We start from the raw sequence: 25,128 nt of genomic DNA on the forward strand, positions 1-25,128 counted from the left end.
TACACTTCAAAATTTCGCGAGAGATTTTCCTTGGCCCATCCCGCCCAGCGCCGCTGGTATCCCGTCGTCTTCGCCATCGCTGCGCTGGTCCTGTTGCCCCTGAGCGTCCTGCTGCTTTCCTGGCAAACCATCGATCAACAGATCTGGTCCCATCTCTGGGACACACAGATGCCGCGGTTGCTGGGCAATACACTGACCCTGGTGCTAGGCGTCGGTGTCGGCGTGACCGCCCTGGGTGTCAGCCTGGCCTGGCTCACCAGCCTTTGCGAATTCCCCGGCCGGCGCTGGCTGGACTGGGCGCTGATGCTGCCCTTCGCGATCCCTGCCTATGTGTTGGCCTTCGTCTTCGTTGGCCTGCTGGATTTCGCCGGCCCCGTGCAAACCCTGCTGCGCGAGTGGTTTGGCAGTGGTCTGCGGCTGCCGCGCGTGCGCTCCACGGGTGGGGTGATTGTGGTGCTGGTGCTGGTTTTCTATCCCTATGTCTATCTGCTGGCGCGCACCGCCTTCCTCGCCCAGGGCAAGGGTCTGATGGAAGCCGCGCGAGTCCTTGGCCAGTCGCCCTGGCAAGCGTTCTGGCGGGTGGCGTTGCCCATGGCGCGACCAGCCATCGGTGCGGGCGTGGCATTGGCGTTGATGGAAACCCTGGCGGACTTCGGCGCCGTGTCGGTGTTCAACTTCGATACCTTCACCACGGCCATCTACAAGACCTGGTACGGTTTTTTCAGCCTGTCGTCCGCCGCGCAACTGGCCAGCCTGTTACTGCTGGTGGTGATGCTCGTGCTCTACGGCGAACGGCGTGCCCGTGGGGCCAACCGGGCGAGCAACGAGCGACCACGGGTCAAGGCGCTGTATCACCTGCGAGGCATCAAGGCACTGGCGGCCACGACGTGGTGCGGTCTGGTGTTCGCCTGCGCCTTCGTTATCCCGATGCTGCAATTGGCGGTGTGGTTCTGGTTGCGCGGGCGCTTCGATCTCGACGAGCGCTACACCGGGTTGATCGTCCATACCTTGTACCTGGGGGCGATGGCGGCGTTGATCACCGTCAGCGTCGCCTTGTTACTGGCGTTTGCCCGACGACTGGCACCCACCCGGGTCATTCGTTCCGGGATCAGTCTGGCCAATCTGGGTTATGCCTTGCCTGGTTCGGTGCTGGCGGTGTCGATCATGCTGGCGTTCAGTTACCTGGATCGCGAGCTGGTGATCCCGTTCTCGAGCTGGCTCGGTGGCGCGGGCAAGCCACTGCTGCTGGGCAGCCTGTCGGCGTTGCTGCTGGCCTATCTGGTGCGTTTCATTGCGGTGGCCTACGGTCCGCTGGAAAGCAGCCTGGCGCGTATAAGGCCATCTTTGCCCGAAGCGGCACGTAGCCTTGGCGTCAGTGGGCCACGACTGTTTTTCAAAGTGTATCTGCCATTATTGCTACCCGGCACGTTGAGCGCCGCGCTGCTGGTGTTCGTCGACGTGCTCAAGGAAATGCCCGCGACCTTGCTGATGCGCCCGTTTGGTTGGGACACGCTGGCAGTGCGAATCTTCGAAATGACCAGCGAAGGCGAATGGGCGCGGGCGTCTTTGCCGGCCTTGACCCTGGTGCTGGTCGGGCTGTTGCCGGTCATCGGATTGATCCGGCGCTCGGCGCATCGAAACAGCTAGGTGTCAGTCCTACACCTTGCGGCTACAATGCGCGGCATTCGGTGCGGTCAGTCTGACAGACCAGGTAGCTGAAATCGGCTGAAGGCCCTTTGTTTCAAGGCATTCAGTCCGTGCAGCACCTGCCCGCGCCTTCGCCACGCCCGGAAGGAGAAACCCATGGGACAGCGTACGCCTCTGTATGACCTTCATCTCGCACTCGGCGCGAAGATGGTCGATTTTGGCGGTTGGGACATGCCTCTGCATTATGGATCGCAGGTCGAGGAGCACCATCAGGTGCGCCGCGATTGCGGTGTCTTCGATGTATCCCACATGACCGTAATCGATGTCGGCGGCACCCAGGCCAAAGCCTGGCTCCGGCATTTGCTGGCCAATGATGTCGAACGCCTGCACAGCCCCGGCCGTGCTTTGTACAGCACCATGCTCAACGAGCAGGGCGGGATCGTCGATGACATGATCGTCTACCGTCTCGATGAGGGTTATCGCCTGGTGGTCAACGCCTCCACCCGCGATCAGGACATGGCCTGGATGCAAGCGCATCTCGACGGTTTCGACGTGCAACTTCGCGAGCGTTCCGAATTGGCGATGCTGGCCATCCAGGGCCCTCACGCCCGGCAGAAAATTGCCGAACTGGTCAGCCAGTCCCGCGGCAACCTGATCCAGCTCCTCAAGCCCTTCGAAGGCCTGTCCGATGGTGACTGGTTCATCGCGCGCACCGGTTATACCGGCGAAGACGGCCTGGAAATCATTCTGCCGGCCGATCAGGCGCCAGGCTTTTTCAACGATCTGGTCGGTGCCGGGATTTCTCCCATCGGCCTTGGCGCGCGGGATACCTTGCGGGTCGAAGCCGGCATGAACCTTTATGGTCAGGACATCCAGCAGGATATTTCACCCTTGGCCTCCAATATGGCCTGGAGCATTGCCTGGGAGCCCGCCACCCGGAAGTTCATCGGGCGCAAGGCGCTGGAAGCCGAGCAGGCCGCCGGCATACAGCACAAACTGGTAGGGCTGGTCCTTGAGGAGCGCGGTGTTTTGCGTGCTCATCAGGTGGTTCGTATCGCTGATGTTGGCGAAGGGGAGATCACCAGTGGTAGTTTCTCTCCTACGCTAAGCAAGTCGATTGCACTGGCGCGCGTGCCGATGGCAACAGCCGACCGCGCTGAAGTGGAAATCCGTGGCAAGTGGTACCCGGTCCGGGTGGTCAAGCCGACCTTCGTACGCCACGGCAAAACCTTGATCTAATCTTTTCCAGCGGTTAACGACCGCTGACAATTTCCTGAGGACACAGAACATGAGCAATATCCCTGCCGACCTGCGTTTTGCCGAAAGTCACGAATGGGCACGTCTGGAAGCCGATGGCACCGTCACCGTGGGCATCAGCGATCACGCGCAGGAAGCGCTGGGTGATGTGGTGTTCGTCGAGCTGACTGAAGTTGGTAAAGTCTTCAGCGCTGGCGATCAATCTGGTGTGGTGGAGTCGGTTAAAGCCGCTTCCGACATTTACGCTCCGATCAGCGGCGAAGTGATTGCGATCAACGAAGAACTGGGTGGTTCGCCAGAGTTGCTCAACACCGACCCGTACGGCGCGTGGATCTTCAAGCTCAAGCCAAGCGACAAGGCAGAGCTGGAAAAGCTGCTGGATGCCGCCGGCTACAAGGCTGCCATCGGCGAATAAGCCTGACGCAACATCCCAAAGCCCCGATCCGTCGGGGCTTTTTCATTGCGGGCTCAGGCGTCGCGCAAAACCGCTTTCACCGCCGCCACCGAACGCTCGACATCGGCTTTGCTCATCGCCGTGAACATCGGCAGCGAGACAATCAGCCGACCGACCTGCTCAGCGACCGGGAACATGCCCTCCTTGAAGCCGCACTCGCGGTACAGGCTCAACAGGTGAATCGGTGGGTAGTGATAGCCGATCCCGACACCCAATGCCTGCATCTGCTCCATGAAAGTCGCCCGCGCCGGTTTGCCATCCGTGCGTTCCGGTAATACCAGCTGGAACAGATGCCAGTTACTGTTCTCGAAATCCGCTGGCGGCAGTTGCGCTCCGTACTGCGCTTCGAAATCCTCGCCAAAACAGGCGAAATAGTGCCGGGCCAGGTCACGGCGATGAGCGGTGATGGCTTCGATATGAGCAAATTGCCCCAGGCCAATGGCTGCGGCGACGTCGGTCATGTTGAACTTGCCACCCAGCAAGTCGACATCCAGGCCATCGAAGCCGTTGCGGGTAACGCCCTGCAACCGGTATTTCTCCGCCAGTCGTACTTCTTCGGCCGTATTCAGCACCAGGCAACCGCCCTCGGAGGAGGTGACGTTTTTGTTCGCCTGGAAACTGAAGGACACGAAGTCCCCCGTCGAACCAATGCGTTGGCCGTTCCAGCTGGAGCCCAGCGCCTGGGCTGCATCCTCCACGATCCGCAGGCCGTGCTTTTTCGCCAGGGCGTACAAACGTGTCATGTCCACCGGCAACCCGGCGAGGTACACCGGGATGATGGCTTTGGTGCGGGGGGTAATCGCCGCTTCCAGTTGATCGAGATCGATATTGCGGGTCATCGGGTCGATGTCGGCAAACACCGGGGTGGCGCCGACTTCCAGGATGACGTTGGCGGTGGCCACCCAGGAAATCGGCGTGGTGATCACTTCATCGCCTGGCCCGACCCCGGCAATCCGCAAGGCGATTTCCATGGTGCAGGTGCCGGAGTTGAAGGTGCGCACCGGGCGCCCGCCAAAATACTCCGAGAGTTGAGCTTCGAAGGCCTGGACCTTGGGGCCGCTGGTGATCCAGCCCGAGCGCAATACGTCGCCGACGGCGGCAATCGTGGCTTCATCGATAGTAGGTTTGGAAAACGGCAGGAAAGGCAGTTGGCTCATGGATACAGTCACCGATCAGCGGACATTGGGCAGGCGGCGGACATGATGATCCGGATTGCTCGAGCGCGCCACGCCATCCACCGGGAGATCGACTGCTATGCTGGTTTGACCGTGTTGCATCGACGCTGAGCGCCAGTCAAGAGAGAGCCCGTCATGTCCCAGTTGCCGTCCCTGAGCCAGTTACGCGACCCCAATGCCTTTCTGCGCCGCCACCTCGGGCCCGATGCCGCCGAGCAGCAGGCGATGCTCGACAGCCTCGGCCTGGGCAGTCGGGTCGAATTGATCGAGCAGACGGTGCCGCCGGGCATCCGTCTCAACCGGGCGCTGGATCTGCCCCCGGCACTCGATGAAGAGGCCGCGCTGGCCAAGCTGCGCGGTTATGCCGAACAGAACCAGGTCTGGACCAGCCTGATCGGCATGGGCTACCACGGCACCCTCACACCGGCCGTCATTCTGCGCAACGTGCTGGAAAATCCCGGCTGGTACACCGCGTACACCCCTTATCAACCTGAGATCGCCCAAGGGCGGCTCGAAGCGCTGCTTAACTTCCAGCAACTGACCATTGACCTGACCGGCCTGGAGCTGGCCAATGCCTCACTGCTTGATGAGGCCACCGCCGCGGCGGAGGCCATGGCCCTGGCCAAGCGGGTCGCCAAGTCCAAAAGCAACCTGTTCTTTGTCGACGAAAACTGCCACCCGCAAACCATTTCCGTGGTGCAGACCCGTGCTGAAGGTTTCGGCTTCGAGCTGATCGTCGACGCTGTGGATAACTTGAAGCAGCACCAGGTGTTCGGCGCATTGCTGCAATACCCCGACACCCACGGTGAAATCCACGACCTGCGGCCGCTGATCGATCACCTGCACGCGCAACAGGCCCTGGCCTGCGTCGCCACGGATTTGCTGAGCCTGTTGATGCTGACCCCGCCAGGTGAACTGGGTGCCGATGTGGTGTTCGGTTCGTCCCAGCGATTTGGCGTGCCCATGGGCTACGGCGGGCCTCACGCGGCATTTTTTGCCAGCCGCGATGAATACAAACGGGCAATTCCCGGGCGGATCATCGGTGTTTCGAAAGATGCGCGGGGCAACACCGCCTTGCGCATGGCCCTGCAAACCCGCGAGCAACACATCCGCCGGGAGAAGGCCAACTCCAACATCTGCACGGCCCAGGTGCTGCTGGCCAATATCGCCAGTTTCTATGCGGTCTACCACGGCCCCGAAGGGCTCAAGCGGATCGCCCAGCGGGTTCATCGGCTGACCTGCATCCTGGCCGCCGGGCTTGAGCGCAACGGTATCACCCGGATCAACCGGCACTTCTTCGACACCCTGACGCTGGAAGTCGGCGGAGCCCAGACCGCGATCATCGAAAGTGCCCGGGCCGCACAGATCAACCTGCGCATTCTCGGGCGCGGCCAACTGGGCTTGAGCCTTGACGAGACCTGTGACGAAGGCACCGTGGCGAAGCTGTTCGATGTGTTCCTGGGGGCCGATCACGGGTTCAGCGTCGATGACCTGGATGCCGAGGTCTTGCCTGGCGGTATTCCCGAAGGGCTGGTGCGAACTTCGCCTTATCTGCGCCATCCCGTGTTCAGCGCCCATCACAGCGAAACCGAGATGCTGCGCTACCTCAAGCAACTGGAAAACAAGGACCTGGCGCTCAATCAATCGATGATCCCGCTGGGCTCCTGCACCATGAAGCTCAATGCCACCAGCGAGATGATCCCGATTACCTGGCCGCAGTTCGCCAACCTGCACCCGTTCGTGCCCAAGGAACAGGCCGCCGGTTATGGACTGATGATCGAGGAGCTGGAGCGCTGGTTGTGTGCGATCACCGGTTTCGACGCGATCTGCATGCAACCCAACTCCGGTGCCCAGGGCGAATACGCCGGGCTACTGGCAATCCGCAAATACAATGAGAGCCGGCAACAGGGCGGCCGCGATATTTGCCTGATTCCTTCGTCGGCTCATGGCACCAATCCCGCGTCGGCGCAGATGGCCGGGATGCGCGTGGTGATCGTCGAGTGTGACGAGGCGGGCAACGTTGACCTGGATGACCTCAAGGAAAAAGCCGCGCAGGCCGCAGACAAACTCGCCTGCCTGATGGCGACCTATCCTTCGACCCATGGCGTGTATGAGGAGGGAATCAGCGAAATCTGTGAAGTGATCCACCAGCACGGGGGGCAGGTGTACATGGATGGCGCCAACCTCAACGCTCAGGTCGGATTGGCGCGTCCGGCCGATATCGGCGCCGATGTCTCGCACATGAACCTGCACAAGACCTTCTGCATTCCCCATGGTGGCGGTGGGCCGGGCATGGGGCCGATTGGTGTTCGGGCGCATCTGGCGCCGTTCGTGGCCAACCATCCGGTGGTGCCGATCGACGGCCCGCTTCCACAAAATGGCGCCGTCAGCGCAGCACCCTGGGGCAGCGCAAGCATTCTGCCGATCAGCTGGATGTACATCGCGATGATGGGGCCGCAGTTGGCGGACGCCAGCGAAGTGGCGATCCTCGCCGCGAATTACCTGGCGCGGCATTTGTCCGGTGCCTTTCCTGTGCTCTACACCGGGCGCAACGAGCGGGTGGCCCATGAATGCATCCTCGACCTGCGTCCGCTCAAGGCGTTGACCGGCATTACCGAGGAGGACGTGGCCAAGCGCTTGATGGATTACGGCTTCCATGCCCCGACCATGTCGTTTCCGGTGCCGGGGACGCTGATGGTTGAACCGACCGAAAGTGAGTCGAAGGCGGAGCTGGACCGGTTCATCGGGGCAATGCTGAGCATCCGCGCGGAAATCAACGAGGTGCAGAACGGCAATTGGCCGGCTGAAGAAAACCCGTTGAAAGGTGCGCCGCATACGTTGGCCGATATCACCGGCGTGTGGGAGCGGCCATACAGCATCGTGCAAGCGGTCACGCCAGACGCGCACACCAAGGCGCACAAATACTGGCCGGTGGTGAACCGGGTGGACAACGTGTATGGAGACCGGAACCTGTTTTGTGCCTGTGTGCCGGTGGATGATTACCGCTGACATTTCAGGCTGTTCCCACAGGGGTATCAGTGAACATGAGGTTGTGTTCGCAAAGCAAAAAAAATGCCGCTCATATGAGCGGCATTTTTCATTCGCAACGCTTACTCCGAAGCCACGGCATTCTTCGCCAGGATCGCGTTTGCCAGCTCCATGTCCGTGGCTTGCAGGCCCGGGTTGTCGGCGCGGACTTTCTGCATGGCCGCTTCCAGGTACGGGCCGCGGATACTGCCATCACTGGCGACGAAGCTGCTGGCATCGTCCTGGGCTGCGACAACCAGCTTGTTATCCTTGGATGTCAGATAGCTCGAACCGGTGGTTGCGCCGGAGGTGAGAACGTTACGCCAAAAAGTATCGGCCATCGCCGAACCGACAGGCAAAGACAACAGCGCGACGGTAGCGACAGCAAGTTTGAAACGCATGACAGGGTGACTCCACTGGGTTGACTACGCGGTTGGATTGCCAACCCCCAATCGAGTTCCGTGGTCGCCTAATCCGCCGCTTCGACCAGCAGGATCGCGCCTTGCTGGCCGACCACCCGCACGCGACTGCCAATGCCAGCATCCGGCCCTCGGGCCATCCACACGCCGTCGGCCACCTTGATTTTGCCGCGACCGTCGACAATCGCTTCATGCACCACAAAGGTTTTGCCGATCAGATCCTGACCGCGCAGGTTCAGGTGCGGCTGATCGCTCGGGCGCGCCGCCGTGCGCTGACGTCGCCACCAGTACAACGCGGTGGTGATCGACAGCAGGCCGAACAGCAGAAACTGCCATTCCCAGGACAGGTCCGGCAGCAGGAAGGTCAAGACGCCCACGGCGGCCGCAGCCATGCCGATCCACAGCAGGTAACCGCCGGCGCCGAACACTTCGAGAATCAACAGCACCGTGCCCAGCGCCAACCAGTCCCAGAACGAAAGGTGCTGCAAAAATGCCCACATGGCGCGCCTCAGGCTTTCTTGTTATCGAAAGTGGCCTTGACGATTTCGCCAATGCCGCCCACCGCGCCAATCATCGAACTGGCCTCCAGCGGCATCAGGATCACCTTGCTGTTGTTGGCCGAAGCCAGCTTGCCCAGCGCATCGATGTACTTTTGCGCGACGAAGTAGTTGACCGCCTGCACGTTGCCGCTGGCGATGGCTTCGGACACCACTTTGGTCGCCTGTGCTTCTGCCGCGGCTTGCCGCTCGCGGGCTTCGGATTCCAGGAACGCGGCCTGGCGACTGCCTTCGGCTTCGAGGATCTGTGCCTGCTTCTTGCCTTCCGCGGTCAGGATCGCTGCGGCGCGCAGGCCCTCGGCTTCGAGGATCTGTGCACGCTTGATCCGTTCGGCTTTCATCTGCCCCGACATCGCCGCCATCAGGTCGGCGGGTGGGCTGATGTCCTTGATCTCGATCCGGGTGATCTTGATGCCCCACGGCGCGGTCGCTTCGTCGACAGTGCGCAGCAGTTTTTCGTTGATCCCGTCACGCTGGCTGAGCATGGCGTCGAGTTCCATCGAGCCGAGCACGGTGCGGATGTTGGTTTGCAGCAGGTTGCGGATGGCGTGTTCGAGGTTGTTGACCTCATAGGCCGCCTGGGCCGTGTTGACCACCTGGAAGAAGCACACGGCGTCGATTTGCACCGTGGCGTTGTCGGCGGTGATGACTTCCTGCGGCGGAATATCCAGCACGCTTTCCATCACATTCATCTTGCGGCCGATGCGGTCCATGACCGGAATGATGACGTTCAAACCCGGCTTGAGCGTGTTGGTGTAGCGACCGAAACGCTCGACTGTCCATTCAAAGCCCTGGGGCACGACCTTGAAACCCATGAACAGAATGGCGACCACCAGGCCGACAAAAAGCAAAAGCACACTACCGATCTGCATAACGATTCCTTGTTGATGTGTGGATCTGTGGAGTTTCAATCGCTGGAGTGTAGCTGTGCCGATGCCGGATAAGTACAGCCGGGTCTCAGTTCTGCTCGCTCTGGGGTGTCACGCGCAGAACCTCCTCGATGGTCGTCAGCCCGGCGCCGACTTTTTGCGCTCCTGACAGCCGCAGGCTGCGCATGCCTTCCTTGAATGCCTGGCGCCGCACGGCCAGCAGGTCGGTATCAGGACTGATCAGCGCTTTGATGCCATCGCTTAACTGCATGATTTCGTAGACCCCGGCGCGACCGCGATAACCGGTGTCGCGGCACTCCACGCAACCGATGGCTCGCTGGGCATTGGTCGGCAAGGGTGCTTGCCAGGGGCGGGTCAGGGTTTGCCAGTCGTCTTCGCCCAGCGTCAGCGGCGCCTTGCAGTGCGAGCACAGGGTTCGCACCAGTCGCTGGGCCATGACGCCAAGCACCGTGGCCTTGATCAGGTAGTGCGGCACGCCGAGCTCCAGCAGGCGGCTGATGGCGCTGGGTGCGTCGTTGGTGTGCAGGGTCGACAGCACGAGGTGCCCGGTGAGCGCGGCCTGGATCGCCATCTCTGCAGTTTCGAGGTCGCGGATCTCGCCGATCATGATGATGTCCGGATCTTGCCGCATCAGCGCGCGCACGCCGGCGGCGAAGGTCAGGTCGATGTTGTGCTGGACCTGCATCTGGTTGAACGCAGGCTCGATCATTTCGATCGGGTCTTCAATGGTGCAGAGGTTGACCTCCGGCGTCGCCAGTTTTTTCAGGGTGGTATAGAGGGTGGTGGTCTTGCCCGAACCCGTCGGCCCGGTGACGAGGATGATGCCGTGGGGCTGGCGGGTCATGTCTTGCCAGCGGCGCAGGTCGTCGGCGGAGAAACCAAGCTGGTCGAAGTCCTTGAGCAATACTTCCGGATCGAAGATCCGCATGACCATTTTTTCGCCGAAGGCCGTGGGCAGTGTCGACAAGCGCAGTTCGACCTCTCCGCCGTCCGGGGTCTTGGTTTTCACCCGGCCGTCCTGGGGTTTGCGTTTCTCCGCGACGTTCATGCGCCCCAGGGTTTTCAGGCGACTGACGATGGCCATGGTGACCTGGGGCGGGAATTGATAGACGTTGTGCAGCACGCCGTCGATGCGAAAACGCACCGTGCCTTGCTCGCGCCGGGGCTCGATGTGGATGTCGCTGGCACGCTGCTGGAACGCGTACTGGAACAGCCAGTCGACGATGTTGACGATGTGTGCGTCGTTGGCGTCGGGCTCCTGGTCGCTGGCGCCGAGGTTGAGTAACTGTTCGAAATTGCCGAGGGTACTGACTTGCGGGTCGGCGCTGTTCGCCCCAGTGACCGATTTGGCCAGGCGGAAGAATTCGACGCTGAAGCGCTGGATGTCCACCGGGTTGGCCACCACGCGCTTGATCGGCAGCTTGAGCACATGGGTCAGGTCAGCTTCCCAACCGCTGACATAAGGTTGGGCGCTGGCCACGGTGACCGCCTCGCGGTCGATCGATACCGCGAGGATCTTGTGGCGCTGGGCGAAGGCATAGGACATCAGCGGGGTCACGGCAGCGACATTGATTTTCAACGGGTCGATGCGCAGGTAAGGCTGGCCGGCCTGCCGGGATAGCCACAAGGTCAGGCTCTCGAGGTCCAGCGGTTTGCCGGGACGGCTGAGATCGTCCAGCTGTTGGCTGGCAATGAACTCCAGCGGATGCATCTGGCCAAGGGAGGCGTTGCGGCGACGGGCATTGAGCGCGTGTTCGGCCGAATCCTGACTGATAAAGCTCTGGGCGACCAGTTCGCGCAGCAGGTCATTGAGATCCAGCCAGCGGTCCTGAAAGGCGAGATGTACGGACATGCGGGCTCCTTTTGAACGACAGTGCGCAAAGGATAGCCGTGGCCCGGCTGACAGCTGGGCCACTACCCGACAAAGCCGTTTCGGCGTTTTTCAGCCCGCCGCTTGAGCCGCTTCGGCCCATGGGGAATCAGCTTCTTGCAGCTCCACCGAGCAAACGCTGATCAGGTTACGAAGTTTTTCCGCAATCACTTGCGCGCGGTGCCAGCTCAAACCGTCGATGACGATCTCGATGTTCAGCCAGTCGTCCTGGCGCTGTGCGTTGACCTGTTCCGGGGTGAGCAGTTGCAAAGCGAACAGATTGAGGGCACGACACAGCAGGTCCGGTTCTGCCTCGGCCAGCATTTGATAGCGAACCCGGCAATGGGCGTTACCGACGTTCCAGACATCGGAACGGGCAGGTGGGGTGTTTACGGCTTCGAGATACGGCATGGTCTGGCTCCAAAATCATTGGAGAAATGTTTACATCCTGTGCCGGGTATTTCTTCTCTATGATTGGCTGTATTGCAGAATTGAAGAATAAATCAATTCACTTGTTAGTCGATTAAGGGTTTTTTTATGCAAAGCGAACTGGACAGCTACGACCGCAAGATCCTCGCCTTGCTGCAAGAGGATGCTTCGCTTTCCAGCGCACAGATCGCCGAACAGGTGGGGCTCTCGCAATCGCCGTGCTGGCGGCGGATTCAGCGGATGAAAGAGGAGGGCATCATTCGCGCTCAGGTGACCTTGCTCGACCGCAAGAAAATCGGCCTGAACACGCAGATCTTCGCGGAGGTGAAACTCAATGCCCACGGGCGTTCGAACTTCACCGAATTCACCGAGGCGATTCGCGGCTTTCCGGAGGTGCTGGAGTGTTACGTGCTGATGGGGGCGGTGGATTTCTTGCTGCGGATTGTCACGGCGGACATCGAGGCCTACGAGCGTTTCTTTTTCGAGAAACTGTCGATGGTGCCGGGGATTCAGGAGGTGAATTCGATCGTGGCGTTGTCGGAGATCAAGTCGACGACCAGTTTGCCGGTGGTGCGATAAAGCAAAAAGATCGCAGCCTGCGGCAGCTCCTACATTCGGATGGAGTACACCCGTAGGAGCTGGCGAAGCCTGCGATCTTTTCGGTATTACAGGCGCAGTAACATTTTCCAGGCACGGTTCTGATACACCGCAATCGCCTGCTGCTTGCGCGCATCCAGGACTTCGTCGGTGATCGATTCGTTAGCCAGTTGCGCCAGTTTGTTCAGCTCGCCGTAGAGGCGATCCATTTCCGGGATCTCCAGCACGTTACGCGCATGGTGCAGCCAGACCTGGATGCGTTCGATGCGCGGCAGTTGCTCGGCCAGGTCTTCCGGTTGTTGCTGGTAACGTTGCAATTGCAACGAAGTGGCCTCTTCGCCCAAAAGGCGCGGCAACCAGCTGCCCAGTTGCGCAGCGCCCTGGCGATTGCCACGGGTGTTGCGGTCGGCGGCCCAGGTGCGGGCCAGCAGCCAGCGCGAGCTTGTCAGGGAGAACAGGCCCCAGCGCGGGTCTTCGAGCTCTTCGAGGAACTGCTCGGGCGCGGCTTTGCGCACGTCTTCATCTTCCAGGCCGGCCTGGACCAGCGGGCGCCAGTCTTCCAGCAAGGCATCAAGGGCGATACGCAGGTCGTGGGTCGACTGACGCGGAGCGGCCTGGCCCAGGCTGCTGATCAGCGCGCGCATTTCCGCGAGACATTCGACCCAGTCCTGCAACAGGCGCCAGTGACCATTGAAGCGATACTGCTCGGCCAGACGCTGGCTGCTGCCCAGCAAATGCCAGCTCAGCGCGGCGAACGCGTCGTCCAGCGGCGTTTCGGCGGTGATCTGCGGCGCCGGCAGGCTCAACGAATAGCTGTGGGCGTCGTACAGGCGATAACCGCGCTCGGCCTTGCTGATGTCGCAAGGCATCAGGGCCAGTTTCTCGGCCAGCTCGGCGGCCAGTTCCAGCAGGGCTGCCGGCTCGCCTTCGCGCAGTTCCAGTTCCAGCTCGCAGATTTCTTCTTTCTGCTTGCCGACCACGACGTGACCCAGGTCCAGCGCGGCTTCGATGACCACTTTGGTCTTGCCGCGACCCCAGGCGATTTCCGCGCATTCGCGGACGAAGTCGGTGGTGAAGATCGGCTTCAGGGTCTTCTTGTCCAGCTCGGCCAGTTCCTCGGGCCAGCATTCGCCGTCGAGTTTCTTCAAGTCGAGCTTGGCCTTGGGCAGGGGCCAGTTGAATTCATTACGCTCGGACAAGCCGGCGACGCTCTGGCCGCGGGTCTTGAGGGTCTGAATCACTTCTTCGCCATCCTTGCGCAGGCGCAGGGCGACTTTGGCCTGGGCCAGGTCGCGCTCGGGCGTGTCGAAGTACTGATTCATCAACTCACGGCGTTCCCAGCCACTTTTGTTGCGTTTTTTCAGTAACGGGTGCTCGCGCAGGGCGGCGAGGGTTTCGCGGCTGACGCGGAGTTTGATTTCGGTTTCTTTCTGCATGGCCGGAAAATCCAGGATCGGGAGCGCAGCCGGGGGAATGTGTGGCTGCCAAGGTCGTGCAGTGTACAGGACTCACGGTTAGTACGCGCCGAGACGGTTTATTCCTGTCATCGGTTGGTTCTATGATGGACCTCAATTCGGGTGCCGGGAGTCAGCGATGCCATTGCCATCGATGAAAGAACAATTCGCTGCGTTGATCGCCGCACCGTCGGTCAGTTGCACGCAGCCCAGTCTCGATCAAACCAACCGCCCGGTTATCGATCTGCTGGCGACGTGGCTCGGTGAGCTGGGTTTCACCTGCGAGATCCAGCAGGTCAGCCCTGGCAAGTTCAACCTGCTGGCCAGTTTCGGCTCCGGCCCCGGCGGCCTGGTGCTGGCCGGGCACAGCGACACCGTGCCGTTCGACGGCGCGTTGTGGCAAACCGACCCGTTGAAGCTGACTGAAGTCGACGGTCGTTGGATTGGCCTGGGCAGTTGTGACATGAAGGGTTTTTTCGCCCTGGCCATCGAGGCGGTCAAACCGCTGCTCGATCAGCCGTTCAAACAGCCGTTGCTGATTCTCGCCACCTGCGATGAAGAAAGTTCGATGTCCGGTGCCCGCGCGCTGGCCGAAGCGGGGCGACCGCTGGGGCGGGCGGCGGTGATCGGCGAGCCGACCGGGCTCAAGCCGATCCGCATGCACAAAGGCATCATGATGGAACGCATCGACATTCTCGGGCAGAGCGGTCATTCCTCCGACCCGCGCCTGGGCCACAGCGCCCTGGAAGCCATGCACGATGCCATCGGTGAACTGCGTGGCCTGCGCCTGTTGTGGCAGCGCGAATTCCGCAATCCGCAGTTTGGCGTGCCGATGCCAACTATGAATTTCGGCTGCATCCATGGCGGCGACAACCCCAACCGCATCTGCGGCCAGTGTTCGCTGGAATTCGATTTGCGCCCGCTGCCCGGCATGGACCCCAAAGTCCTGCGCGCCGAGATCCTGCAGAAGCTCAAGCCGGTTGCCGAGCGGCATCAGGTCAAGATCGATTACGCGCCGTTGTTCCCTGAAGTGCCGCCGTTCGAGCAGGCTGAGGACGCCGAGCTGGTACGCCTTGCCGAAAAGCTCACCGGTCACAGCGCCGAAGCAGTGGCGTTCGGCACCGAAGCACCTTATCTTCAGCGCCTTGGCTGTGAAACGCTGGTGCTTGGCCCTGGTGATATCGCTTGCGCCCACCAGCCGGGGGAATACCTCGAAATGTCACGTTTGCAGCCTACGGTGCATCTACTAAGGCAGCTGATCGAACACTATTGCCTGACACCGGCCTGAGCTATTTAAATTGCCGGTACCCAAACCCGTATTCATGAGGAGAGCGCGCGTGTCGCCAAGCCTGTTCCGACGATAACCATCAGCCCGCTGTGCGTTTTCAGTTTCGCCCTTTTTTCGGCTGCTATTTATTACAGGCCCAGGTTCATGCCCGAATACGTCAATTGGCTTCGTCACGCTTCGCCTTACATCAACGCTCACCGCGATTGCACCTTTGTCGTCATGCTGCCCGGCGACGGCGTTGAGCACCCCAACTTCGGCAATATCGTCCACGACCTGGTGCTGTTGCACAGCCTGGGCGTGCGGCTGGTGCTGGTTCACGGTTCCCGCCCGCAAATCGAAGCGCGCCTCGCGGCCCGTGGCCTGACCCCGCATTACCACCACGGCATGCGCATCACCGATGCCGCGACCCTGGAGTGCGTGATCGACGCGGTTGGCCAGTTGCGCATTGCCATTGAGGCTCGCCTGTCGATGGACATGGCTTCGTCGCCGATGCAGGGCTCGCGCCTGCGGGTGGCCAGCGGCAACCTGGTGACGGCACGGCCGATCGGCGTGCTTGAAGGCGTCGACTATCACCACACCGGCGAGGTGCGCCGGGTCGACCGCAAGGGCATCAACCGTTTGCTGGACGAGCGCTCCATCGTGCTGCTGTCGCCGCTGGGCTATTCGCCGACCGGGGAAATTTTCAACCTGGCCTGCGAAGACGTCGCCACCCGCGCGGCCATTGATCTGGGCGCGGACAAGCTGCTGCTGTTTGGCGCCGAACTGGGCTTGATCGACGAAAACGGGCGCCTGGTGCGCGAATTGCGTCCGCAACAGGTGCCGGCGCATTTGCAGCGTCTGGGCAGTAACTATCAGGCGGAACTGTTGGATGCCGCTGCCGAAGCTTGTCGTGGCGGTGTGGCCCGTAGTCATATCGTCAGTTATGCCGAGAACGGTGCACTGCTGACCGAACTGTTCACCCGTGACGGCGGCGGTACGCTGGTGGCCCAGGAGCAGTTCGAAGTGGTGCGCGAAGCGGCCATCGAAGACGTCGGCGGACTGCTGGATTTGATCAGCCCGCTGGAAGAGCAGGGCATCCTGGTGCGCCGTTCCCGTGAGGTGCTGGAGCGCGAGATCGAGCAGTTCAGCGTGGTCGAGCGCGAAGGCATGATCATCGCCTGTGCGGCGCTGTATCAGATTGCCGATTCGGATGCCGGTGAACTGGCGTGCCTGGCGGTGAATCCGGAGTATCGCCATGGCGGTCGCGGTGATGAATTGCTGGAGCGCATCGAGACCCGCGCCCGGGCTCAGGGTTTGAAGACTTTGTTCGTCCTTACCACCCGTACCGCTCACTGGTTCCGCGAGCGTGGTTTTGTGCCGAGCAGCGTTGACCGTCTGCCGTCGGCGCGGGCGTCGCTGTACAACTATCAGCGTAATTCGAAGATCTTCGAAAAAGCCCTTTGAGGTTTGAACGACTTTTGTAGGAGCTGCCGCAGGCTGCGATCTTTTGATTTTGCTTTTTCAATATCAAAAGATCGCAGCCTGCGGCAGCTCCTACAGGAGCCTTGCGTTACTCCTGCACAAACTTCGCACTGACATACGGCGAATAGTCCGCCAGCACCGTCTCCACCTTCCCTTGCTCCTTCAAGAATTTCGCCGTCTCGCCAATGGCCTTGGCCGTGCCGCCGTCCAGTAGCGCGGTGCTCTGTTGCGCCTTGGCATCCGGGAATGCGGATCCGGCCAGTAACTCCGGCACATCGGCGGCATTGGCACCGGTCAGTTTGGCGATTTTCTGCACGGGCTCCGAGTCCACCGTCCAGTCGGCTTTATGCGCTGCGTAGTCGGCAAAGGCGTCGAGGGTGACCTTGGCGAATCTGGCCACCACCTCCGGGTGCTTCTCGGCGTAATCCTTGCGCGCCACCCAGACTTCAAAGGTGGGTGCACCCCATTGGCCTACCTGCGCAGCGTCGGTCAGGGTCTTGCCAGTCCTGCGGATTTCCCCCAGGGCGGGCGACCAGACAAACGCGCCATCAATATCACCACGCTTCCAGGCTGCTGCGATTTCCGCCGGCTGCAGGTTCACCACTTTGACTTGCGAACTGTCCAGGCCCCAGTGCTTCAGCGCACCAAGCAGGCTGTAGTGGGAGGTTGAAACGAAAGGCGTGGCGATGGTCTTTCCGATCAGATCTTGCGGTTTCTCGATGCCGCTGCCGTTGCGCACCACCAACGCTTCGGCCGCGTTGATCTGGGCCGAGACGATGAACGCGACAATCGGCAGGTTGCGCGAGGCGGCAGCGGCCAGCGGACTGGAGCCGAGATTGCCGATTTGCACATCACCGGAGGCAATCGCCGTGACCACTTCCGGGCCGCTGTTGAAGCGTCGCCAGTCGATGGGCTGGCCAATTGTTTTTTCATAAAGGCCATCGGCCTGGGGGACTTTGCTGGGGTCGATTCCGGTTTGATAGCCGACAGTGAGGTTTGCTGCCTGGGCGGCGAAAGAAAATGCGAGAGATACACAAACTGTAACAATTGGTCCGGATAGTGCGCGTTTGGTCGTCATGGGGCCGCCTTTCGGTAAAGGATTTGTTTCCGAATTGCGTAAAAAACTAATCGATCTAAAAAAACAAAAATAAATACTTTTTAGGAATTAGCTTATGAGCCGAACCCTCTGTTCTGGGGGATCTGTAAATCGGGTGCTAAATTCCTAAACGGTATTAGAAAAGAATGGGGTAATTCTTTTCAGGTTCATGACGAACTCATGACCCGGCAGGGACCAAAAAACGGGGATTAGACTATGGTCGTAGACACACATGGTTACGATTGACTTGTGGGTCACGGTCTGGCGCTAATCGCGAATCTTAGGATTTCGGGCGACGACTCGAGACCAGGAATACAAGAATTAGAATCGAGAGGAGCTACACAATGAACAAGTCCACCTTGGCTTTGGCCGTGGCCGTAGGGGTTTTGGCGCAGCAGGCAGGCGCCGCAGGTTTCCTGGAAGACAGCAAGGCGTCCATCAGTTCCCGGACCATGTATTACAACAACGATAACCGTGAAGGCGGTGCGGATCAGAAAGAGTCCGCGGAAGGCCTGAAATTCGATTATCTGTCCGGTTTCACCCAAGGCACTGTCGGTTTCGGTATCGACGCCCAGGCACTGCTGGGTATCCACCTGGACGGCGGCAAGGGTCACCACCCGGACAACAACACCTTCTTCCCAAGCGACACCGATGGTTCGGCCGTACACGAATGGAGCCGTGCGGCAGCCAACGTCAAGGCGCGCTTCTCGAAGACCGAAGCCCACCTGGGTGGCGCTCTGGCACCCAACTTGCCGATCCTGGTCGCGAACGACAGCCGTCTGCTGCCGCAGACCTTTGAAGGCGGCACCATCACTTCGAAAGAAATCGACAACGTGACCTTCAACGCAGGTCAGTTGGAGCATTCGGCGGGTCGCGCTTCTTCGAACTCCACCGGCCTGGCCGTGGCTGGCGGTACAGAGGACAGCAACAAGTTCTACTACGGTGGTGCTGACTGGAAGGTCACCAAGGACCTGACCCTGCAGTACTACCACTCGAATCTGAAGGACTACTACAAACAGGACTTCCTGGGCTTGGTCCACGTGTTTGCGATCGACGCCAAGCAGTCCTTCAAGACTGATATTCGCTACTTCGACAGTAGCTCCGACGGCAAGAACGGTGATCCGGGATTCCGTTTCAACAACAACAACGGTTTCGCCAAGACCCCGGGTGAGGTCGACAACAAGACCTGGAGCGCCATGTTCACCTACACCCTGGGTGGCAATGCCTTCCTGGTCGGTCATCAGCGCGTCAGCGATGACGGTGGTTTTGTCTACCTGAACCAGGGCAACGTGGTCGATGGCAATGGCCGTCCGGAAGGGAACGGCGGCGCCAGCTTCTACCTGTTCACCGATTCCATGATCAACGGGTTTGTTCGTGCCGGTGAAAACACCACCTTCGGTCAATACTCCTATGACTTCGCCGGACTGGGCGTGCCGGGCCTGAAAACTTCGATCGCCTACCTGCATGGCGACAACATCAAGGCTACCAACGGCAGCGGCCCTGATGGCTCCGAGTGGGAACGCGACATGCGGATCGACTACACCATCCAGCAGGGCACGCTCAAAGGTTTCGGCGTAACGCTGCGTAATGGCGTCTACCGTGGCAGTGAAGTCTCCAACAACCCTGATGTTGACCAGACTCGTCTGATCTTCAACTACACCTACAGCTTCCTGTAACAAGCCTTGAGAAAAAAACCTCGCCCGCTGGCGAGGTTTTTTTTGTCCGTTCTTTTATATTCCATAAAGATCTTTGCTGATTATTTATTATTCTTTTTGGTTTTTAAATATCCCGCTTAAAGTGCGCCTGTCCGCCACTCATCCCTGAGCCCGGATTTGGCAGTTTCGTCCCTCGATATTTGCTCAGGTTCAGGATTCGGCCTTGCCGCCGATACCTCGGATCTGTCGTGGGAAGCCATATTCCTAAGCGGTATTAAAAAGCACCAAAAAATTCTTTTTGGCTTTAAGGCCATGTATCCTGCGGCCCGCAAAACGACCGGCCTAGACGGTTTGCCACGAATTAATGCATTCAGGATCCCGGGCAATCGATTCGGGACCAGGAACATCAGAACTAGAAACGAGAGGAGCGAAACATGAACAAGTCCACCTTGGCCATGGCTGTGGTCGTCGGGGTTTTGACCCAGCAGGCAAGCGCCGCGGGTTTTATCGAAGACAGCAAGGCAACACTGGGGCTGCGTAACTTCTACATCAACACCGATTACCGTGACGGTACTGGCCCGAACAAAAACGAAGAATGGGGCCAAGGCTTCGATCTACGTTTCATCTCGGGTTACACCCAGGGCACCGTCGGCTTCGGTATCGATGCGATCGGCCTGTTGGGCGTCAAACTGGATTCCGGTGGCGGCACCAACGGCGCGAGCAACAACTCGTATGGCGGCACCGTGTTCCCGAGCAAGTCCAACGGCGAAGCGGTTGATGACTTCTCCAGCCTGGGTTTGACTGCCAAAGCCAAGATCTCCCAGACCGAGCTGAAGCTGGGTACCTTGCAGCCCAAGCTGCCGGTGATCGTGACCAACGACGGTCGTCTGTTGCCGCAAACCTGGCAGGGTGGCCAGATCTCCTCGAACGACATCAAGGACCTGACCTTGATCGGCGGTCAGATCGAGCAGGTAAAAGGTCGTAACTCGAGCAACAATGAACAGTTGTCTATCTCTGGCGCCAACAGCCGTTCCGCTACAGGCCGCGACAGCAACAAGTTCATCTATGCCGGTGGCGACTACAAGATCACCAAGGACCTGACGGCCCAGTACTACTACGGCACCCTGGAAGAGTTCTACAAGCAACACTTCCTGGGTCTGGTGCACAACTGGGCCATCGGCCCTGGCGTGCTGAAGTCTGACTTGCGTTACTTCAACAGCTCCGACGACGGTGCCAACGGTCACGATCCTCTGTACTACACCACTGGCAACTACAGCGGTGCAGCCAACGGCAAGGGCAAGGTCGACAACAACCTGTACAGCGGCCTGTTCCTGTACTCCGTTGCCGGTCACACCTTCGGTGGCGGTTATCAGGTCAGCAACGGCAGCAGCGATTTCCCTTGGCTGAACCAGGGCGACGGTTCGTCGAACTACACCATCACCGATTCGCAAATCCAGAAGTTCGGCCGTGCTGGCGAGCGTACCTGGCTAGCACGCTACTCCTATGACTTCGCCAAGGTCGGCGTACCTGGCCTGACGGCTGGCCTGGTGTACCTGCGCGGTGACAATATCGATACCGTTAACGCCAAGGGGGGCGAGGCGGCCAATGGTGCCTCTGAGTGGGAGCGCGACCTGACCGTGGGTTACGTCGTTCAGTCCGGCGCGCTGAAGAACCTCGGCCTGATGTGGAAAAACGCCACGTGGCGCACCGACCTGCCGAACACCCGTTCGCAGGACGAAAATCGCCTGATCGTCAGCTACTCGATCCCGCTGTTGTAATAAGCGCACGCGTAACCGAGACAAAAAAGCCCCGCCCGGTATTGCACCGGGCGGGGCTTTTACATTTTCAAGACGGGTTCACCCCCGTAATCCCGCCTTGAACTTCCCTCTTTACAGCAACTCAAGGCCTTCTCGAACCTTGGGGGCGATGTTCGGCCGGTTGCGCGGGCACGTCCAGTGAACAGATATTTAATATTTCTTTATGATCTAAATAAATCGATATTTATTCTTTTTAATAGATAAAAAACACAGGCACAGTTGAACCCATCAAGCACTCACAAGGAGCAGCACCATGGGTCTCAGACTTGGCGATATCGCCCCCGATTTCGAACAGAACTCCAGCGCAGGCACCATCCGTTTCCATCAGTGGCTGGGCGATAGCTGGGGCGTGCTGTTTTCCCATCCCGCGGACTTCACACCGGTGTGCACGACTGAGCTGGGCTTCACCGCGAGGCTCAAGGATGAGTTCGCCGCGCGCGACGTCAAGGCCATCGCTTTGTCAGTGGACCCGGTGGAGTCGCACCACAAGTGGATCGAGGACATCAACGAAACCCAGGGCACCGTGGTCAACTTTCCGATCCTGGATGACGCCGACCGCAAGGTCTCGGACCTCTACGACCTGATCCACCCCAACGCCAACGACACCCTGACCGTGCGCAGTCTGTTCGTGATCGACCCGAAGAAAAAGGTCCGGCTGACGATTACCTACCCGGCGAGCACCGGCCGCAACTTCAATGAAATCCTGCGGGTGATCGACTCGCTGCAACTCACCGACAACTACAAGGTGGCCACGCCGGCCAACTGGCAAGACGGTGATGAGGTGGTGATCGTACCGTCGCTCAAGGATGAAGATGAAATCAAACAGCGCTTTCCCAAGGGCTATCGGGCGGTCAAGCCTTACCTGCGTCTGACGCCGCAGCCCAATCGTTGAAGGTCAGAAGATCGCAGCCTGCGGCAGCTCCTACGTGCATACGTCGATCCCTGTAGGAGCTGCCGCAGGCTGCGATCTTTTCAAGGCACCCACAAAGCAGGGGATTTCAGGCCGTTTCGACGGCCTGTTTTTTTGCCTGGAAGAAATCGGTTGTATATTTCCATAACGCATAACCAAATGAATAAATATGATTTATGGATATATAAATCAGCTGTTAAGGTCACTCCATCGAAGCGAGATCGCAAACCGCGAATCGCCAACACCGTGCAAGGAATCGTCTGAATGTTGGTTGTCTCACTCGGTGGCAGTCCCAGTCAGCGCTCTCGTTCCGGGGTGCTTCTGGATCGCTCCCAGCGTTGGTTGCAAGGGCAGGGCGTGGAAGTAGTGAGTTATCAGGTGCGGGACTTCCCGGCCGAGGACTTGCTGCACGCACGCTTCGACAGCCCCAAGGTGATCGACTTGTTGCAACAGATTGAAAATGCCGATGGCCTGCTGATCGCCACACCGGTTTACAAGGCATCGTTTTCCGGAGCACTGAAAGTCGTGCTGGATCTGCTGCCCGAACGCGCCTTGAGCCATAAGGTGGTTCTGCCGATGGCTACTGGCGGCAGCATCGCCCATATGTTGGCAGTGGATTACGCGCTCAAACCGGTGCTGTCGGCATTGAAGGCCCAGGAAATGCTGCAAGGCATTTTCGCCGTCGACAGTCAGATCGCCTACGGCGAAGGTAGCGCCCAGGCGCAGTTGGCACCGGAGCTGGAACAACGACTGAATGAATCGCTGGAGCTGTTTTTCAGCGCTATGGCGCGACGGCCCAAGCCGCTCGACCCGAACCTGTTGAATGATCGTTTGTTGAGTGCTCGCTGGAGCATTTGAACCTCACCAAAAAATTGAAGTACTGGCCTTACTCGCCCGCCAACGGGCAAGCAGGTGCAGCCAAAACCCAACTGCAAAAAGGAGAGCGCCATGCGCCCTGTCATTTTGCGTCGTGGTCTGGTCGCTCTGTTTGCTGCGGCTTTGACCTTCGGCGCCATTACTCAAGCTCAGGCGCTTTCTACCCGGGAAGGCGTGCTACGAATCGGCTATCAGAAATACGGCACCCTGGTGCTGCTCAAAGCCAAGGGCACCCTGGAAAAACGTCTCGCCGCCCAAGGTGTGGACGTGCAATGGACGGAATTCCCCGGTGGCCCGCAACTGCTTGAAGGCCTGAACGTCGGCTCCATCGACTTCGGTGTTACAGGCGAAACGCCTCCGGTGTTTGCCCAGGCAGCGGGTGCCGATCTGCTCTACGTCGCCTATGAACCGCCAGCGCCGCACAGTGAGGCGATCCTGGTGCCGAAGGACTCGGCGATCAAGTCGGTGACGGACCTCAAGGGCAAGAAAATCGTGCTCAACAAGGGTTCCAACGTGCACTACCTGCTGGTACGTGCGCTGGAAGATGCCGGCCTCAAATACACCGACATCCAGACCGTATTCCTGCCGCCGGCCGATGCCCGCGCCGCGTTCGAGCGTGGCAGTGTCGACGCCTGGGTGATCTGGGACCCGTACCAGGCCGCTGCCGAACAACAGCTGCAAGCGCGCACCCTGCGCGATGGCCAAGGCATCGTCGACAACCATCAGTTCTACCTGGCAACCAAGCCTTATGCGCAGAAAAATCCCGAGGTGATCAAGACACTGGTGGAAGAAGTGCGCGCGGTGGGCGAGTGGTCCAAGGCTAACCCGCAAGAGGTGACCCAACAGGTTTCACCGCTGCTCGGCCTGCCAGCGGACATCACCCTGACCTCGGTGAAACGCCAGGGCTATGGCGCGCTGTTCCTCACCCCGGAAGTGGTCGCCGCACAGCAGAAAATCGCCGACAGCTTCTACCAGCTCAAGCTGATTCCCAAGCAGTTGAGCATTAAAGACGTGATCTGGACGCCGCCGGCTGCCGTTGCCCAAAGCTCAGTAACCAAAGCCCAATAATTCGATTCCCCAAGGAGACCACTCCATGAGCCTCAATATTTTCTGGTTCCTGCCTACCCACGGCGACGGCCATTACCTTGGCACCGCCGAAGGCGCTCGCGCCGTCGACCACGGTTATCTGCAACAAGTGGCGCAAGCGGCGGATCGTCTGGGCTTCGGCGGTGTGCTGATTCCTACCGGTCGCTCCTGCGAAGACTCGTGGCTGGTGGCGGCATCGCTGATTCCTGTGACCCAGCGCTTGAAGTTCCTGGTTGCCCTGCGCCCGGGGATCATTTCCCCGACGGTGGCGGCGCGTCAGGCTGCGACCCTGGATCGACTGTCCGGCGGTCGTGCGTTGTTCAATCTGGTGACGGGTGGTGATCCGGAAGAGTTGGCGGGCGATGGTCTGTTCCTGAGCCACGAAGAGCGCTATCAGGCCTCGGTGGAATTCACCCGCATCTGGCGTCGGGTACTGGAAGGCGAAACCGTCGATTACGACGGCCAGCACATCAGCGTGAAGGGGGCGAAATTGCTCTATCCGCCGATCCAGCAACCGCGTCCGCCGCTGTACTTCGGCGGTTCCTCTGAAGCCGCCCAGGATCTGGCCGCCGAACAGGTGGAAATGGTCCTGACCTGGGGCGAACCACCGGCCGCCGTTGCGGAAAAAATCGAACAGGTCCGTGCCAAGGCCGCCAGGCTTGGTCGCACCGTACGCTTCGGCATTCGCCTGCATGTGATCGTGCGTGAAACCAACGCCGAAGCCTGGCAAGCGGCGGACAAATTGATCTCGCATCTGGACAACGAAACCATCGCCCGTGCCCAGGCTTCGCTGGCGCGTTTCGATTCGGTCGGTCAGCAACGCATGGCTGCGCTGCATGGCGGAAGCCGTGACAACCTGGAAGTCAGTCCTAACCTGTGGGCCGGCGTCGGTCTGGTGCGCGGCGGTGCCGGTACGGCGCTGGTGGGCGATGGTCCGACCGTGGCCGCCCGCGTGAAGGAGTACGCGGACCTGGGCATCGATACCTTCATCTTCTCCGGTTATCCACACTTGGAGGAGTCGTACCGGGTGGCGGAGTTGCTGTTCCCGCACCTCGATGTCGAGCGTCCTGAACTGCCGAAGAGCGCCGGTTACGTCAGCCCGTTCGGCGAGATGGTCGCCAACGACATTCTGCCAAAAGCCGCGTCCCAGAGCTGAGGCGCGA

Annotated in this window: 21 protein-coding genes; 13 read left to right on the forward strand and 8 right to left on the reverse strand. The window is 60.0% G+C overall.

The features are described 5' to 3' along the window. The first annotated feature begins 30 nt into the window (after positions 1–30). The 3 genes from ASD95_RS01630 to gcvH all read left to right on the forward strand — a co-directional run bounded on the left by ASD95_RS01630 (position 31) and on the right by gcvH (position 3,319). Complete coding sequence (locus tag ASD95_RS01630) at positions 31–1,647, forward strand: ABC transporter permease (protein ID WP_056726677.1); 1,617 nt, start codon at positions 31–33, stop codon at positions 1,645–1,647. Between the two features lie 156 nt (positions 1,648–1,803). Continuing rightward, entirely contained in the window at positions 1,804–2,886 is a 1,083-nt protein-coding gene (gene gcvT / locus ASD95_RS01635) for a glycine cleavage system aminomethyltransferase GcvT (RefSeq protein WP_056726398.1), read from the forward strand. Positions 2,887–2,935: 49 nt separating this feature from the next. Then, the gene (gene gcvH, locus ASD95_RS01640) at positions 2,936–3,319 is read left to right on the forward strand and encodes a glycine cleavage system protein GcvH (RefSeq protein WP_056726399.1); all 384 of its coding nucleotides are present in this window, start codon (positions 2,936–2,938) and stop codon (positions 3,317–3,319) included. A gap of 53 nt (positions 3,320–3,372) precedes the next feature. On the opposite strand, the gene ASD95_RS01645 is transcribed toward gcvH, so the two are convergent. Next, positions 3,373–4,515, reverse strand: a complete 1,143-nt coding sequence (locus ASD95_RS01645) for a DegT/DnrJ/EryC1/StrS family aminotransferase (RefSeq protein ID WP_056726400.1) — start codon at positions 4,513–4,515, stop codon at positions 3,373–3,375. Positions 4,516–4,668: 153 nt separating this feature from the next. On the opposite strand from ASD95_RS01645, the gene gcvP reads away from it, so the two are divergent. Beyond that, positions 4,669–7,542 (forward strand): aminomethyl-transferring glycine dehydrogenase, encoded by a 2,874-nt coding sequence (gcvP, locus tag ASD95_RS01650; protein ID WP_056726401.1) that lies wholly within the window; start codon positions 4,669–4,671, stop codon positions 7,540–7,542. 101 nt (positions 7,543–7,643) lie between these two features. Here the strand turns inward: gcvP and ASD95_RS01655 are convergent, their stop codons facing one another. The 5 genes from ASD95_RS01655 to ASD95_RS01675 form a co-directional block, all read right to left on the reverse strand. Then, the gene (locus ASD95_RS01655) at positions 7,644–7,961 is read right to left on the reverse strand and encodes a DUF2388 domain-containing protein (RefSeq protein WP_056726402.1); all 318 of its coding nucleotides are present in this window, start codon (positions 7,959–7,961) and stop codon (positions 7,644–7,646) included. 68 nt (positions 7,962–8,029) lie between these two features. Beyond that, entirely contained in the window at positions 8,030–8,479 is a 450-nt protein-coding gene (locus tag ASD95_RS01660) for an NfeD family protein (protein ID WP_056726403.1), read from the reverse strand. Positions 8,480–8,487: 8 nt separating this feature from the next. Next, the gene (locus ASD95_RS01665) at positions 8,488–9,408 is read right to left on the reverse strand and encodes an SPFH domain-containing protein (RefSeq protein WP_056726404.1); all 921 of its coding nucleotides are present in this window, start codon (positions 9,406–9,408) and stop codon (positions 8,488–8,490) included. 85 nt (positions 9,409–9,493) lie between these two features. After that, positions 9,494–11,278 carry a GspE/PulE family protein gene (locus ASD95_RS01670; protein WP_056726405.1) on the reverse strand — a complete coding sequence of 595 codons (1,785 nt, stop codon included), beginning with the start codon at positions 11,276–11,278 and terminating at the stop codon, positions 9,494–9,496. A 90-nt stretch (positions 11,279–11,368) separates the two neighbouring features. Further along, positions 11,369–11,707, reverse strand: coding sequence for a hypothetical protein (locus ASD95_RS01675; protein ID WP_056726406.1), 339 nt, complete (start codon positions 11,705–11,707; stop codon positions 11,369–11,371). A 126-nt stretch (positions 11,708–11,833) separates the two neighbouring features. On the opposite strand from ASD95_RS01675, the gene ASD95_RS01680 reads away from it, so the two are divergent. Next, entirely contained in the window at positions 11,834–12,304 is a 471-nt protein-coding gene (locus ASD95_RS01680) for an Lrp/AsnC family transcriptional regulator (RefSeq protein WP_056726407.1), read from the forward strand. A gap of 86 nt (positions 12,305–12,390) precedes the next feature. On the opposite strand, the gene ASD95_RS01685 is transcribed toward ASD95_RS01680, so the two are convergent. Further along, positions 12,391–13,758 (reverse strand): CYTH domain-containing protein, encoded by a 1,368-nt coding sequence (locus ASD95_RS01685; protein ID WP_056726408.1) that lies wholly within the window; start codon positions 13,756–13,758, stop codon positions 12,391–12,393. A 157-nt stretch (positions 13,759–13,915) separates the two neighbouring features. On the opposite strand from ASD95_RS01685, the gene argE reads away from it, so the two are divergent. Both argE and argA read left to right on the forward strand, forming a co-directional pair. Next, positions 13,916–15,064 (forward strand): acetylornithine deacetylase, encoded by a 1,149-nt coding sequence (gene argE / locus ASD95_RS01690; RefSeq protein WP_056726409.1) that lies wholly within the window; start codon positions 13,916–13,918, stop codon positions 15,062–15,064. 144 nt (positions 15,065–15,208) lie between these two features. Beyond that, complete coding sequence (gene argA, locus ASD95_RS01695) at positions 15,209–16,507, forward strand: amino-acid N-acetyltransferase (RefSeq protein ID WP_056726410.1); 1,299 nt, start codon at positions 15,209–15,211, stop codon at positions 16,505–16,507. 106 nt (positions 16,508–16,613) lie between these two features. On the opposite strand, the gene tauA is transcribed toward argA, so the two are convergent. Then, a complete protein-coding gene (gene tauA, locus ASD95_RS01700) occupies positions 16,614–17,603 on the reverse strand; it encodes a taurine ABC transporter substrate-binding protein (RefSeq protein ID WP_056726411.1) in 990 nt (329 codons plus the stop codon). 362 nt (positions 17,604–17,965) lie between these two features. Between tauA and ASD95_RS01705 the strand changes: the two genes are divergently transcribed. The 6 genes from ASD95_RS01705 to ssuD all read left to right on the forward strand — a co-directional run bounded on the left by ASD95_RS01705 (position 17,966) and on the right by ssuD (position 25,121). Further along, positions 17,966–19,297 carry an OprD family porin gene (locus tag ASD95_RS01705; RefSeq protein WP_056726412.1) on the forward strand — a complete coding sequence of 444 codons (1,332 nt, stop codon included), beginning with the start codon at positions 17,966–17,968 and terminating at the stop codon, positions 19,295–19,297. A 413-nt stretch (positions 19,298–19,710) separates the two neighbouring features. Then, positions 19,711–21,054, forward strand: coding sequence for an OprD family porin (locus ASD95_RS01710; RefSeq protein ID WP_056726413.1), 1,344 nt, complete (start codon positions 19,711–19,713; stop codon positions 21,052–21,054). A 292-nt stretch (positions 21,055–21,346) separates the two neighbouring features. Continuing rightward, positions 21,347–21,985, forward strand: coding sequence for a peroxiredoxin (locus ASD95_RS01715; protein WP_056726414.1), 639 nt, complete (start codon positions 21,347–21,349; stop codon positions 21,983–21,985). A gap of 282 nt (positions 21,986–22,267) precedes the next feature. Then, on the forward strand, positions 22,268–22,861 hold the full coding sequence (gene ssuE, locus ASD95_RS01720) for an NADPH-dependent FMN reductase (RefSeq protein WP_056726415.1): 594 nt from the start codon (positions 22,268–22,270) through the stop codon (positions 22,859–22,861). A gap of 90 nt (positions 22,862–22,951) precedes the next feature. Then, positions 22,952–23,947 (forward strand): sulfonate ABC transporter substrate-binding protein, encoded by a 996-nt coding sequence (locus tag ASD95_RS01725; protein WP_056726416.1) that lies wholly within the window; start codon positions 22,952–22,954, stop codon positions 23,945–23,947. Positions 23,948–23,972: 25 nt separating this feature from the next. Beyond that, complete coding sequence (ssuD, locus tag ASD95_RS01730; RefSeq protein WP_056726417.1) at positions 23,973–25,121, forward strand: FMNH2-dependent alkanesulfonate monooxygenase; 1,149 nt, start codon at positions 23,973–23,975, stop codon at positions 25,119–25,121. Positions 25,122–25,128 lie beyond the last annotated feature (7 nt).

The sequence above is a fragment of the Pseudomonas sp. Root71 genome, from assembly GCF_001429045.1.
Taxonomy (GTDB): Bacteria; Pseudomonadota; Gammaproteobacteria; order Pseudomonadales; family Pseudomonadaceae; genus Aquipseudomonas; species Aquipseudomonas monachiensis.